Origin of the sequence: Burkholderia sp. MSh2, from assembly GCF_000731655.1 — a bacterium.
Lineage (GTDB): Bacteria > Pseudomonadota > Gammaproteobacteria > Burkholderiales > Burkholderiaceae > Burkholderia > Burkholderia paludis.
Map to the genome: position 1 here is coordinate 93,523 of NZ_JPGM01000025.1, position 13,238 is coordinate 106,760.

At 65.2% G+C, this 13,238-nt stretch carries 11 protein-coding genes and 1 tRNA gene; 3 read left to right on the forward strand and 9 right to left on the reverse strand.

What is annotated here, in order from left to right; all coding sequences use genetic code 11:
- Nucleotides 1-107: 107 nt before the first annotated feature.
- Both GQ57_RS16980 and GQ57_RS16985 read right to left on the reverse strand, forming a co-directional pair.
- On the reverse strand, nucleotides 108-1,073 hold the full coding sequence (locus GQ57_RS16980) for a FecR domain-containing protein (RefSeq protein WP_052001350.1): 966 nt from the start codon (nucleotides 1,071-1,073) through the stop codon (nucleotides 108-110).
- Nucleotides 1,070-1,588 (reverse strand): sigma-70 family RNA polymerase sigma factor, encoded by a 519-nt coding sequence (locus tag GQ57_RS16985; RefSeq protein ID WP_031399489.1) that lies wholly within the window; start codon nucleotides 1,586-1,588, stop codon nucleotides 1,070-1,072. The genes GQ57_RS16980 and GQ57_RS16985 overlap by 4 nt, the downstream gene beginning before the upstream one ends.
- 256 nt (nucleotides 1,589-1,844) lie before the next feature.
- Here GQ57_RS16985 and GQ57_RS41780 point away from each other — a divergent pair, with 256 nt between their 5' ends.
- Both GQ57_RS41780 and GQ57_RS41785 read left to right on the forward strand, forming a co-directional pair.
- Nucleotides 1,845-2,435, forward strand: coding sequence for a hypothetical protein (locus GQ57_RS41780; protein ID WP_152603280.1), 591 nt, complete (start codon nucleotides 1,845-1,847; stop codon nucleotides 2,433-2,435).
- Nucleotides 2,341-2,964, forward strand: a complete 624-nt coding sequence (locus GQ57_RS41785; RefSeq protein ID WP_152603281.1) for a hypothetical protein — start codon at nucleotides 2,341-2,343, stop codon at nucleotides 2,962-2,964. Before GQ57_RS41780 ends, GQ57_RS41785 begins: the two co-directional genes overlap by 95 nt.
- Before the next feature lie 53 nt (nucleotides 2,965-3,017).
- Here the strand turns inward: GQ57_RS41785 and GQ57_RS16990 are convergent, their stop codons facing one another.
- The 3 genes from GQ57_RS16990 to GQ57_RS17000 form a co-directional block, all read right to left on the reverse strand.
- Nucleotides 3,018-4,121, reverse strand: a complete 1,104-nt coding sequence (locus GQ57_RS16990; protein ID WP_081896682.1) for an acyltransferase family protein — start codon at nucleotides 4,119-4,121, stop codon at nucleotides 3,018-3,020.
- 298 nt (nucleotides 4,122-4,419) lie between these two features.
- The gene (locus GQ57_RS16995) at nucleotides 4,420-5,349 is read right to left on the reverse strand and encodes a hypothetical protein (protein WP_152603282.1); all 930 of its coding nucleotides are present in this window, start codon (nucleotides 5,347-5,349) and stop codon (nucleotides 4,420-4,422) included.
- A gap of 347 nt (nucleotides 5,350-5,696) precedes the next feature.
- Nucleotides 5,697-5,773, reverse strand: a tRNA-Met gene (locus tag GQ57_RS17000).
- Between the two features lie 181 nt (nucleotides 5,774-5,954).
- Between GQ57_RS17000 and xth the strand changes: the two genes are divergently transcribed.
- Nucleotides 5,955-6,731, forward strand: a complete 777-nt coding sequence (gene xth / locus GQ57_RS17005; RefSeq protein WP_034198482.1) for an exodeoxyribonuclease III — start codon at nucleotides 5,955-5,957, stop codon at nucleotides 6,729-6,731.
- 19 nt (nucleotides 6,732-6,750) lie between these two features.
- Here xth and GQ57_RS17010 read toward each other — a convergent pair whose 3' ends face one another.
- The 4 genes from GQ57_RS17010 to glnA form a co-directional block, all read right to left on the reverse strand.
- The gene (locus GQ57_RS17010; protein ID WP_034198483.1) at nucleotides 6,751-8,859 is read right to left on the reverse strand and encodes a prolyl oligopeptidase family serine peptidase; all 2,109 of its coding nucleotides are present in this window, start codon (nucleotides 8,857-8,859) and stop codon (nucleotides 6,751-6,753) included.
- A gap of 78 nt (nucleotides 8,860-8,937) precedes the next feature.
- The gene (gene ntrC, locus GQ57_RS17015; protein WP_034198484.1) at nucleotides 8,938-10,455 is read right to left on the reverse strand and encodes a nitrogen regulation protein NR(I); all 1,518 of its coding nucleotides are present in this window, start codon (nucleotides 10,453-10,455) and stop codon (nucleotides 8,938-8,940) included.
- 46 nt (nucleotides 10,456-10,501) lie between these two features.
- Nucleotides 10,502-11,644, reverse strand: a complete 1,143-nt coding sequence (gene glnL, locus GQ57_RS17020) for a nitrogen regulation protein NR(II) (protein WP_031399495.1) — start codon at nucleotides 11,642-11,644, stop codon at nucleotides 10,502-10,504.
- 161 nt (nucleotides 11,645-11,805) lie between these two features.
- Nucleotides 11,806-13,221, reverse strand: coding sequence for a type I glutamate--ammonia ligase (glnA, locus tag GQ57_RS17025; protein ID WP_031399496.1), 1,416 nt, complete (start codon nucleotides 13,219-13,221; stop codon nucleotides 11,806-11,808).
- Nucleotides 13,222-13,238 lie beyond the last annotated feature (17 nt).

Below are 13,238 nucleotides of genomic sequence, written 5' to 3' on the forward strand. Positions count from 1 at the left end.
ATCCTTTGGGTTCGGAATGTTGCGAAGGTGCATCGTGTATTCCGAACGAACCGCCGAAACCCTCAATCGCGTCGCGAAATTTTTTTCTGATGACCGTGTGCCGGCGTTCAGCGCGGGACGACCGTGACCCAGTAGCGCGTGCGGTAGACGACCTCGACCGGCAGCGCGGTGCGCAGGCCGGCGAGCGCGCGATCGGTGTCGGTCAGCGAGAACACGCCCGACACCGACAGGCGCGCGAGCGACGGATCGCAGCGCAGGACGCCGGGCCGGTAGCGCGCGAGTTCGGCGCACCATGCGTCGACGCGCATGCGTTCGGCGATCAGCCGGCCCTGCGTCCATGCGTTCGCGCGCGCCGCGGCCGGCTCGCGCGGCGCGAAGCCGTCCGCGTCGAAGCGGACGGCTTCGCCCGCTTCGAGCCGCAGCACACGCCCGGCCGCGCGGGCCGGGCGGATCTCGACGGCACCGTCGAACACGTCGACGCGGGTGCGCACGCCTTCGTCCGACACCGTGAAGCGCGTGCCGAGCGCGCGTGCCACCCCTTGCCGCGTCTCGACGCGCAGCGGCCGCCCCGCCGCATCGTGCGCCGTCTCGACGTGGACGGCGCCGCGCACGAGCACGATGCGGCGCTCGTGCGAATCGAAGCGCACGTCGATCGCGCTCGCCGTATCGAGCCAGACCTGTGTGCCATCCGCGAGCGTGACGTCGCGCACTTCGCCGATGTCGGTCGCATAGTCGGACGCGGCCGATTGCCACAGACGCGTGCTGCGTACGCCGTAGCTCGCGCCGCCGAGCGTGATCGCCCAGCCGAGCGCGCGCATCGCGCGCCGGCGTGCGGGCCGGGCCGGCTGCGCGAGCAGGACGCCGCGCGCCGTATCGGCCGGCACGCTGGCGAACTTCGCGTCGATGCCGGCAAGCCGTTGCCACGCGCGCTCGTGCTCGGGGTGTTCGGCACGCCAGGCCTCGCAGCGGCGCCGGTCGTCGTCGGTCGCATCGCCCGACCACAGGCGGGCAAGCCAGCCGATCGCCTGCTCGACGACGGCTTCGGGCAATGCGTCGCCCTGCCGCCCGCTCACGATGCGCTCCCGTAAAGCGCCGCGTAGCACGCGCGCAGCGCGGACGCGACATACTTCTCGACCGACGACACCGACACGCCGAGCCGCTCGGCGATCTCGCGATAGGTCAGCCCGTCGAGCTTGCACAGCAGCAACGCCGAGCGCGCGTTCGCGGGCAGGCGATCAAGCATTGCGTCGATTTCGCACAGCGTCTCGATCACGAGTGCGCGGGTTTCAGGAGAAGGCGCCTCGGCCTCGGGCCGGTACCGCAGCGTATCGAGATAGGCCGATTCGATATGCCGCCGGCGATAGAGGTCGATCACGAGGCCGTTCGCGATCTGGGTCAGGTAACGACGCGAATCGTCGGGTTGAGGCGTCGTGCCGGATGCGAGCACGCGCAGATAGGTATCGTGCGCGAGATCGGCCGCGTCGCACGCATTGCCGAGCCGCTTGCGCAGCCAGCCGCGCAGCCAGCCGTGATGATCGTTGTAGAGCGCACGGAAGCCCCGTTGCGCATGACTGTCGATGACGCCCATGTTCCCCGACGCCGCCTGGTCGCGCAGCGCCCCATTAATAATAATGATTCTCATTCATTTTATGAGACGGATGGCGAACCTGGCAAGCGGGAATCCCTGCCCGCTGCAGCGTTTCCGGGGCCGGAAAACAAAAAACCCGGCATGGAGCCGGGTTCCTGTCGACGAAACGCGCATCGGTCACTTGCGCTGCACATCGTCTGGTGTGCTTGGTTGCGGGGGTAGGAGCGTCGCCCCAAACCCGGTCAGAGGCCTTGACATGAAAAGCGATACCGAGAGCAACCAGGCCCGGATCGTAGGACAGCAGATGCAGACGGTCGGCCAAGCCGTCGATACCTACATCGCCAATCGTTACACGCCGATCAGCCAGTTGCAGAACGCAGCCGGTGGGGCTGGCGATCCTGGCCCGCGCACCTGCTCGGGCACGACCTGCGCGATCATGATCCAGACTCTGGTGAACGAAGGCCTGTTGCCCGCGACCCATCAGAACCCGAACAGCTTCGGGGCGCGCTACAACATCACCCTGTCTGTTTCCGGCACGTCGCCCAACTGGGACGTGACAGGACTGGTTGCCACGCCACAGCCCTGGCCGAGCCAGTGCCGCGCAGATCGACGGCTACGGAGGCGTCTGGAACGCACCGATCACAACCGGGCGATCGCTGGGCCTACTGGGCTTTCAGGCCGGCACGGGGACCAACCTCTATTCAGTCTACCTGCGCCGGGACGGCTCCTTGCCAATGACAGGTGGCCTGAACATGTCGGACGGCATCATTCACAACATCAACAACGCCGGCAATATCACCGGCACGGGGCAATTTCAATCCACCCAGGTCGTCACCAGCTACGATAAATCGAACGGTAACCTGGATATGACTGGGACAGCGACGATCCTAGGCAATGCGAACATTTCCGGCGGCGTTGGCGCGGGAGGAAGCATCACAGCGACTGGCGAAATCTACTCGTCCACCAGCTTGCAAACCACCAATGGATACCTCAACGCTGGCGACAATATCTACGGAAACGGATACCTGGCCGTTACTCGAAAGGTTCAGGGTAGTTACATGAAGCCGACGGGAGGCGCATCGGCTGGAGGTGGCCGCGCTCCTGATGCTGCAATCGGAAATGACGGAGCGCAGGACCTGTTTTGTAAAAGTGGGGCGTGGACTACTGGCGGCTCTGGCGGCGGCCAATACGTCCTTCGGAAATACTGGCCCGGTGGTGCATTAGTTCCCGCAGATCAGGTCATGTGCCAAGCTAACCCGGAGACCGGCGGTTGCAGTTGTCCAGGCGGAACAACAGATGTTGAATACATGACAGGCCAATCCGACGCTTACAGCGCATGGGACTCTTTTTTTGAGACTCATTTCTGTGCAAGTTGATCCTCGACAAGTCCCCACGCATATCGTATCTGCCAGCGACGATGCAAAGCTTGCTATGCAAGATTTTTTTCCAGGTCGACCTCATGGATACGCTCTTTTCCTGAGCGTATCCGCGACGGCTTGAATGAAAGCGCCCGCTTTTCAACCAGATGCCAGGACAGCCATGCACAGATGAAGGTCACCACAACCGTTGAAAGCAAGTGAAGCGTAAATGACCCGGATGCCCCGAATTTCCATATCAGCGTTTGCTGCACAATAAATGCATAGATGTAGACGCCATAGGAAAGATCCCCGAAGCGACCAAACCGCCGAAGAAACGGAGTGGAAGCTTCGCCTGTAAAAATGACCAGGCACGGCATCGCAACCAACACGCCCAGCACATGCCAGCCCAGCATGAACAGCGCTGTTCCGACAGTCAGGGAGCCGACAATCAGCAAGACTTGGCGATCCGCCCACCAGTCGCGAAATAGTTGAAGCAGCGCTCCGGCAAGAAAGAACAGCCCATATTCCCTCGACCAATTTCGGACAGGATTGGTCTCGCCGTGGTAGACACCAAAGTGATAAATGGCCAAGCCGACGATTCCAAATAGCGCTATCCAGCGCCAGCGAAGCGCGCCTGCAACCGCGGCAACGACGAGCACTAGATACCAATGCACTTCAACCGGAATAGTCCACAAGGAGCCATTGACGGCCCTTGGAAAGGGGTTGTGGGTAAAAACATCCGGCAAGTAGGAAGTGCCGCCGCCTATCACCCGGAGATTGCCAAAGTATTCGCGTAGTCCTGGCGATGAAAAATAGTTCTTGACATCAAGGCCAGAAACAATCGGTCCGACCAGGAGCGCGGCAATACACGTCACGATGAACAGCCCTGGCCAGATCCGCAGGAAGCGCTTTGCCAGAAATCTGAAAGCGTTCGGATCACGCAGCCAGCTTTGGGTGACGAGATAACCGCTGACGATAAAAAAGATGCAAACGCCCAAGCCCCCGAGCCCGAAACGTTCACCTAGACCAGTATCTATACCAGGTCGCCCCATCAATGCATGCTGATGGCTGAATAAAACCATTGATGCTGCAAAAAGTCTTAAAAAATCGAAATTATTTTCATTGCACTTCATTTTTGAATTTTTATCTCGTTGTTTTCTATTGAATGCTGACATTCCCCGAGGCGATAGTATCGTTGGCCCTACCTAAACCGGTCAACGTTTCCGTGACAGTTTTGGCCCGCATGGTGACGTCAGCTTGGCGGGCTGGGGGACCCTGAGCGCAAGCGACCCAAGGATTTGAAATCCTTGCGGAGATCGCAGCAGCGGTCACCGTATTGGATCGGCATGGGGCGGGCAGCGCTCTGGCTCTGCCCGCCCCATGCGTGAGCGTGTCCGGCCGGCTCAGCACGTCAAGGACAAGCCCCTGCGGGGTTGCTGCGCGATCCTTGACCCGCCGCCCCGTCCAGGGCGATCAATGCGCCCACGACGGTTTCACGAACGGCCGGTGCAGGTAGAGCCGGTCATGCCCGACGGCTCGCACTTCATCGACGTAGCGCAGGACGCCAAGGCGGATCGGCGCATCGCACACCGGCACGTTACGGACGCCCGCTGCCGTCTTGCCGTCGGTGATGCTGATGTAATGGACGCCGTTGTCGGCCAGCTTCACATCCGCCGGAGCGATCCGCGTCGCCTCGCTGATCCGCAGGCCGGTGAACAGCGCCATCAGCGGCGGAAACCACAGATCCGGCGCGCTGGCCCAGGTCTTGAAGCCCGCGGACTCGAACACGGCGCGCATGTCGTCCGGCGTGATCGGCTCGCAGGACCGCGCCTTGGCCAGCCATTCGCATTTGCTCAGCACGAACAAGCCGGCCACCGGGTTCAGATCCGAGGCGGTGTAGTGCCCGTTGTTGATGGCATATTTGAAAAAATCATGCAGCGTCAGCAGCTTGTTGTCGGCCGTCTTGCCGGTCTGGCGTTCGGCCCGCAACGCGGCCTTGCAGCCCACCAGCACGGATTTCCGCAGCATGTTGATCGGCACATCGTTCGGCTCGGCAGTACCGATCCGGCAGCGGAAATCTTCCAGGTGCAGGCGTTTTACATTGACCATGCGCGGCGTGTTTTTCAGGGTCCGCTCGGTCAGCCACATGTCGGCCACATCGGAGAGCATCAGGCCGCCCTGCAGGGCGGCCTCGTGCCGCTCGCGCTCGGCCACGGCCTCATCAATGGCGGCCCACGGCACTTCCGCTTCGTTCGGGGCGATTCCAACCGGCAGCGGGGCCGTAGGCTCCGGCGCGGGCAGCGGCATTTGCCGAACGATTTCGAGGGTCTCGCGCAGCGCCCGGGCGTCCTCGGGCGCGCCGTCCGTCTTGCAGATACCCCGGCGCACATCGGTCGATCTCAAAGCGCAGATCGGCGTCGGGATCGGGCTTGGGCCGGGGTTAGTTCGGGTCAATGATGCTCATGCGGCCCTGGCGGTGTCGTTGCCGCGCGAGGTAGAGATTGCGTTCCATCGCAAACCGACGCCTCACGCGGATCATTGGTGCGAAGGCTCCGCCAGCGATTGCGTTCGCGCCAGTAACAGACACCGTGCCGGGAGACGTAGAGCCGGGGGAACCCGGTGCGAGTACAGGCCGAAGCGCTCACTTGCGCGTTTGGTTGCGGATGCTCTCGGGCAGCCATGGTATAGCACCACCCGGAAAGCAAAAAGGCCTTGATTTCGCTATGAAATCAAGGCCTTTCGCTTGAAACTGGTTGCGGGGGTAGGATTTGAACCTACGACCTTCGGGTTATGAGCCCGACGAGCTGCCAGACTGCTCCACCCCGCGTCAGAGAAATAAATTATAGGGTGATGAAGTACTCACGTCAATACTTTTGTCACAATTTTCGTCAACCTCGCGGAGGCGGCGGCACGCGCGCCCCGCTCCGCTCCGCGTCGAACGCGTTCGCGCCGCAGGCTCGCGGTAAGATGGCGGCCTTCGCATTCACCCCGCACGCACACTCCCGTTCATGAAAATCGCCACCTGGAACGTCAATTCGCTCAACGTCCGCAAGCAGCATGTGATCGACTGGCTCGCGCAAAGCGGAACCGACGTGCTGTGCCTGCAGGAACTGAAGCTGCCGGACGAGAAATTCCCGCGCGCGGATCTCGAGGCGGCCGGCTACCGCAGCTGGTTCACGGGCCAGAAGACCTACAACGGCGTTGCGATCCTCGCGCGCGACACGCTTTCCGTCGACGAGGCGGACGTCGTGCGCAACATCCCCGGCTTCGACGATCCGCAGCAGCGCGTGGTCGCCGCGACGGTCGACGGCGTGCGCATCGTGTCCGCGTATTTCCCGAACGGCCAGGCGCCCGACTCCGACAAGTTCGTCTACAAGATGCAATGGCTCGACGCGCTGCAGGCATGGCTGCGCACCGAGCTGCAGCGCTACCCGAAGCTCGCGCTGCTCGGCGACTACAACATCGCGCCGGAAGACCGCGACGTGCACGATCCCGCGAAATGGGAAGGCCAGAACCTCGTGTCGCCGCAGGAACGCGCGCACTTCGCGCAGCTGATCGAGCTCGGCTTCGTCGATGCGTTCCGCCGCTTCGAACAGCCCGAGAAGACTTTCACGTGGTGGGACTACCGGATGATGGCGTTCCGCCGCAACGCGGGGCTGCGCATCGACCACATCCTGCTGTCGCCGGCGCTCGCGCAGACCTGCACGTCGTGCGAGGTCGATCGTACGCCGCGCACGTGGGATCAGCCGTCCGACCACACCCCCGTCATCGCGGTGGTCGGCTGACCACACCCCGCCCGCGCGCTCAACGCCGCGCGGGCGCCGGCCCGAGATGGGCCCACAGGAAACCGAACTCCGCCGCGTCGGCTTCCGCGCGTTCGAGATCGTCGGCGCTGCCGTGGCCGCCGTCGGTGTTCTCCCAGTACCACACCCGTTCGTGACCGAGCGCATGCATGCGTGCGGCCATCTTGCGCGCGTGCGCGGGATGCACCCGGTCGTCGCGCGTCGACGTGGTCAACAGCAACGGCGGATAGGCGACGCCTTCGCGCACGCGGTGATACGGCGAATACGCGGCCAGCGCTGCGCCTTCGCGCGGATCGTCCGGATCGCCGTATTCGTCGAGCCACGCGGCGCCCGCGTGCAGCTTCGGATAGCGTCGCATGTCGAGCAGCGGCACGCGACAGAGCACCGCGCCGAACAGCTCCGGCCGCTGCGCCATGCACGCGGCGACCAGCAGCCCGCCGTTGCTGCCGCCTTCGATCCCGAGCCGGGCGGCGCTCGTCACACCGGTCGCGACCAGATCCTCGGCCACCGCGATGAAATCGTCGAACGAACGCTGGCGGTTTTCGCGCTGCGCGCCGACGTGCCAGCGCGGCCCGAACTCGCCGCCGCCGCGGATGTGCGCGAACGCCATCACGCCGCCGCGCTCGAGCCACGCGATGCCGAACGCGTCGCTGTAGCCCGGCAGGTTGGGGATCGCGAAACCGCCATAGCCGGACAGCAGGCACGGCCGCGCAACGCGCGCGGCGCCGTCGGTCGCGTCGAGGGAGTCGCGCGGCCCGATCAGCGTGTACGGCACCGTCGTGCCGTCCGGCGAGCGCGCGCTCGCGCGGCGCACGACGAGCCCGGCCGCGTCGAACTGCACCGGCGGCCGGTCGAGCAGCACGCGGCGCGACGGCGCATCGTCCGCGCGATCGGCAAGATCGGCCAGCCAGCACTCGGGCGGATCGAGATAGGTGTCGACATCGACATAGACCTCGTCGTTCAGCGTCGCCTCCACCGGCTCGACGTCGATCTGCGCGTCGCCCGGCCAGTCGAACGGCCGTGCGTCCCACGTCCATGCGCCGTCGTCGGCCTGCCGCGGCTGCCACAGCATCGTGCGGTTGTGCACGTCGTCGAGCCAGCTCGCGATCAGCGTCGTGCGCGTATGCGTCCACGTGCAGGCGGACGTCGACGGCTGCGGCGCAAACAAGGTCGTGAATGCGCGCGATCCGGCCTGGAACGCCTGCTCGCGGATCGCGAGCAGCGAGCCGCCCGCATGGCGCACGCCGTCGCAGTCCCAGTCGAGGCGCGGCTCCAGCACGAGCCAGCCTTCCCAGAAGCCGACCTCCACATGCGTCGGCACGTCGTAGCGCGCCCATTCGCCCGCATCGGTCAGCCGGTATGCATGCGCATCGAAAAAGTCGACGCTGCGCCATGCGACGTGGCGCTTGTCGATCGGGTCAAACCACGCGCCCGCGCTGATATCGTCGGGTTCGCCGCGAAAGACGACGGGCGCATCGGCGAGCGCCGTGCCGCGCACCCAGCGTCGCGCTTCATACGGATAGCCGGCGGCCGTCGCATGCGCTTCGCCGCGATCCCAGCTCACGTAGACGGTATCGCGATCGATCCAGCCGACCGTGTGATGGCCCGGCTCGTCGATCGTGAAGCCGCCGTCGACGAAACGACGCTCGACGAGATCGAATTCGCGCACGACGACCGCGTCGGCCCCGCCCGGCGACAGCGACAGCAGCACGCGATCGCCGTCCGGATACAGGATGGCATCCTGCTCGAACACCCACGACTCGCCCTCCTCCGCGCCCAGCGCGTCGACGTCGAGCAGCGTTTCCCACGCCGGACGACCGGCGCGCCAGTCGTCCCAGCGCGTGCGTCGCCACAGCCCCTTCGGATGAAGATCGTCCTGCCACAGGTCGTAGGCCCACTCGCGCCAGCGGGTCGGAATCACCGGGCGTTCGCGCGGCAGATACGCTTTCGCGAGACGCGCGGCCAATGCGCGATATGCGTCGTCGTCGCGCAGTGCGGCGCGCGTGCGCGCATTCTGCTCGTCGACCCACGCGCGGGCGCGCTTGCTGTCGAGCGCTTCGAGAAAACGGAACGGGTCGGCCCCGGCGGGCCAGCGAAAGGAGTCGGACATGGCGGATCTGCGTAACGGCAAACCGCGATTATGTCCGATCGCGGCACGCGCGATGCCCGCGCGTGCCGCGAATCGTGCTCAGGGCTCCAGATGGAGTTCCTGGATCTTGCGCGTGATCGTGTTGCGGCCGATGCCGAGCCGCTCCGCGGCCTCGACCTTGCGGCCGCGCGTGAAGTCGAGCGCCTCGCGGATCACGGCCGCCTCGAAGCGGCGCGCCAGTTCGTCCATCACGTCGGCCGAGTTCTCGCGCAGCAGCCGGGCGACCTCGGTGCGCAGGCCGTGCTCCCACAGCGGATAGCCGGCCGGCGCGCCGCCGTTCGGCGCGGCGGCCACCGGCGTGGACGCCGCCGGCGCCATACCGATCGCCGGCGGCGTGTGCGCCGCTTCGCCGGCGCCGCCGTGCGCGTCCGCGGCGTCGGCCGTCGCGACGACCGGTGCGCCGGACGGCACGAGGTCGGGCGGCAGGTCCTTGATCTCGACCGTCTGCGCGGGCGCCATCACGGTCAGCCAGTTCGCGAGGTTCTCGAGCTGCCGCACGTTGCCGGGAAACGGCAGCGACGTCAGGTATGCGAGCGCGTCGTCGGACACGCGCTTCGGCTCGACGCCGAGATCGCGCGCGCTTTTCTGCAGGAAGTGGCGCGTGAGCAGCGCGATGTCCTCGCTGCGCTCGCGCAGCGGCGGCAGGCGCAGCCGGATCACGTTGAGCCGGTGGTAAAGATCCTCGCGGAACAACCCCTGCCGCACGCGCGATTCGAGATTCTGGTGCGTCGCGGCGATCACGCGCACGTTCGCGCGCAGCGGGTTGTGCCCGCCGACCCGGTAGAACTGCCCGTCGGACAGCACGCGCAACAGGCGCGTCTGCAGGTCGAACGGCATGTCGCCGATTTCGTCGAGGAACAGCGTGCCGTTCTCCGCCTGCTCGAAGCGGCCCTGCCGCGTCGTCTGCGCACCGGTGAACGCGCCGCGCTCGTGACCGAACAACTCGGATTCCAGGAGGTCCTTCGGAATCGCCGCGGTGTTCAGCGCGATGAACGGCCCGTTCGCACGCGGGCTGTGACGGTGCAGCGCCCGTGCGACGAGCTCCTTGCCGGTACCCGATTCGCCGGTGATCAGCACGGTCGCGGCCGAGTGCGACAGGCGGCCGATCGCGCGGAACATGTCCTGCATCGCGGGCGCCTGGCCGAGCATCTCGGGCGCCTCGGCGACGCGCTCGTCCTGCGGCGCGCCGCCGCGCAGGCTTTCCTCGACCGCGCGGCGGATCAGCTCGACCGCCTTGTCGACGTCGAACGGCTTCGCGAGATATTCGAACGCGCCGCCCTGGAACGCCGCGACGGCGCTGTCGAGATCGGAGAACGCCGTCATGATGATGACGGGCAGGCCCGGAAGCCGCTCGTGCATCGCCTGCAGCAACTCCAGGCCCGAGCCGCCGGGCATCCGGATGTCGGACACGAGCACCTGCGGCGTCTCGTGGTCGAGCGCGGCCAGCGCGTCACGCACGTTCGCGAAACTCTTCGTCGCGAAGCTGTCACGGGCGAGCGCCTTTTCGAGCACCCAGCGGATCGATTGGTCGTCGTCTACTATCCAGATCGGCTTCATAGGTCGGTCAGATATTGGTGAATCCGGTGAATCGCAATGTCGCCGCTCAGTGGTCGAGCGGCAGCAAAATCTGAAACTCGGTACGTCCGGGCCGGCTTTCGACCTCGATCATCCCGTCGTGCTGCTGCACAAACGTCTGCGCAAGCGTGAGGCCGAGGCCGCTGCCGTCTTCGCGCCCGGACACGAGCGGATAGAAGATCCGGTCGCGGATCTCCTCCGGAATGCCGGGCCCGTTGTCGATCACGTGCAAATCCAGTGCCAGCCGGTACAGCCGCTTCGCGATCGTCACCTTGCGCGCGATGCGCGTGCGCAGCTCGATCTTCGCGTCGCCCTGCGCGATCCGTTCGCGCAGCGCCTGCGCGGCATTGCGCACGATGTTGAGCAGCGCCTGGATCAGTTGCTCCTTGTCGCCGCGCAGATCCGGCACGCTCACGTCGTAGTCGCGCTCGATCGTGAGCCCGCGCGGGAATTCCGCGAGCATCACCGCGCGCACGCGCTCGCAGACCTCATGAATGTTCACGTCGCCGACGATGTGCGGATGCCGGTGCGGCTCCAGCAACCGGTCGACGAGCGTCTGCAGGCGGTCGGACTCCTTGATGATCACCTGCGTGTATTCGCGCAACTCGCCGCGCTCGCGCTCGCCGAGCTCGAATTCGAGCAACTGGGCCGCGCCGCGAATGCCGCCGAGCGGATTCTTGATCTCGTGCGCGAGGTTGCGGATCAGTTGCTTGTTGACCGCGGTCAGGTCGTGGATGCGCTCCTCGCGGTCGGTGCGCGACTGCCGCTCGTTCTCGAACAGCTCGACGAGCACGAAATCGGGCGCGGTCTCGAGAAAACCGACGATCGCATGCACGTGCAGCGGTTCGCGGCCGGGCCGGTCGAGCACGGTATCGAGGTGCGTCGCATGAAAGCGCTCCTCGCCGATCGCGGTGATCGTCGATGCGAGCTCGTTCGCGTTCGGAAAGATCTCGCCCCACGGCCGCTGCGCGAGCTGCCGGCGCGAGATGTCGAGCATCGCCTCCGCGGACGGATTCGCGAACGCGATCCGCAGCGTCTTGCGGTCGAGCACGATCACGACCGTCGGCAACGCTTCCAGCCCCGCCAGCAGGCCCGAGCGGGCGAGCCGCTCGTCGTCCGTCAGTCGCTCGGGTTGCCCCGTTCTCGCCTTGATCAGATTCTTCAGAACCATCTGCGTGCTTGTCGCGCCCCAACGGGCCATGAAATGAAAATTCCCGGAACAAAAAAGGGACGGCTGGACGCCGTCCCCTTTCAGACTCCGCCGCTCCCGCCGCAGACCGCGCGACGGGAACGAACCGGCATGACGGCGCTGAATCGAAGCGCCATTGCCGATTACAGCGAGTAGTACATCTCGAACTCGATCGGGTGCGTCGTCATGCGGAACTTCGCCAGCTCCTGCTCCTTCAGTGCGAGGTACGCGTCGATCATGCCGTCGGTGAACACGCCGCCACGGGTCAGGAACTCGCGATCCTTGTCGAGCGCTTCGAGTGCCTGGTCCAGGCCCGCGCAGACGGTCGGGATCTTTGCATCCTCTTCCGGCGGCAGGTCGTACAGGTTCTTGTCGGCAGCTTCGCCCGGATGGATCTTGTTCTGGATGCCGTCGAGGCCGGCCATCATCAGCGCCGTGAAGCACAGGTACGGGTTCGCCATCGGGTCCGGGAAGCGCGTTTCGATGCGGCGGCCCTTCGGGTTCGACACGTGCGGAATGCGGATCGATGCCGAACGGTTGCGCGCCGAGTACGCGAGCTTGACCGGTGCCTCGAAGTGCGGGACCAGACGCTTGTACGAGTTCGTCGTCGGGTTCGTGATCGCGTTCAGTGCACGGGCGTGCTTGATGATGCCGCCGATGTAGAACAGCGCCAGTTCCGACAGGCCGGCGTAGCCGTTGCCCGCGAACAGGTTCTGGCCGTCCTTCCAGATCGACTGGTGAACGTGCATGCCCGAACCGTTGTCGCCGACGACCGGCTTCGGCATGAACGTCGCCGTCTTGCCGTACGAATGCGCGACGTTATGGATGATGTACTTCGACCATTGCGTCCAGTCGGCGCGCTGCACCAGCGTCGAGAACTTCGTGCCGATTTCGTTCTGGCCCTGGCCCGCCACTTCGTGGTGGTGCACTTCGACCGGGATGCCGAGCTGCTCGAGCAGCAGGCACATTTCCGAACGCATGTCCTGGAACGTGTCGACCGGCGCGACCGGGAAGTAGCCGCCCTTCGTGCCCGGACGGTGGCCCGTGTTGCCGCCTTCGAATTCCTTGCCCGACGACCACGGCGCTTCTTCCGAGTTGATCTTCACGAAGCAGCCCGACATGTCCGTGTTCCACTGGACCGAGTCGAAAATGAAGAATTCCGGTTCCGGACCGAAGAAGGCGGTGTCGCCGATGCCCGTGCTCTTCAGGTACGCTTCGCCGCGCTTCGCGAGCGAACGCGGATCGCGCTCGTAGCCCTTGCCGTCGGCCGGCTCGACCACGTCGCAGGTCAGCACGAGGGTCGACTCTTCATAGAACGGATCGACGAAGGCAGCGCTCGGGTCCGGCATGAGCAGCATGTCCGACGCCTCGATGCCCTTCCAGCCAGCGATCGACGAGCCGTCGAATGCATGACCGCTTTCGAACTTGTCTTCGTCAAACGCCGAAACCGGCACCGACACGTGCTGCTCCTTGCCGCGCGTATCCGTGAAGCGGAAATCGACAAACTTGACGTCCTCGTCCTTCACGAGCTGCATGACGTCGGCGACGGTTTTACTCATAACCTCTTCTCCTGATT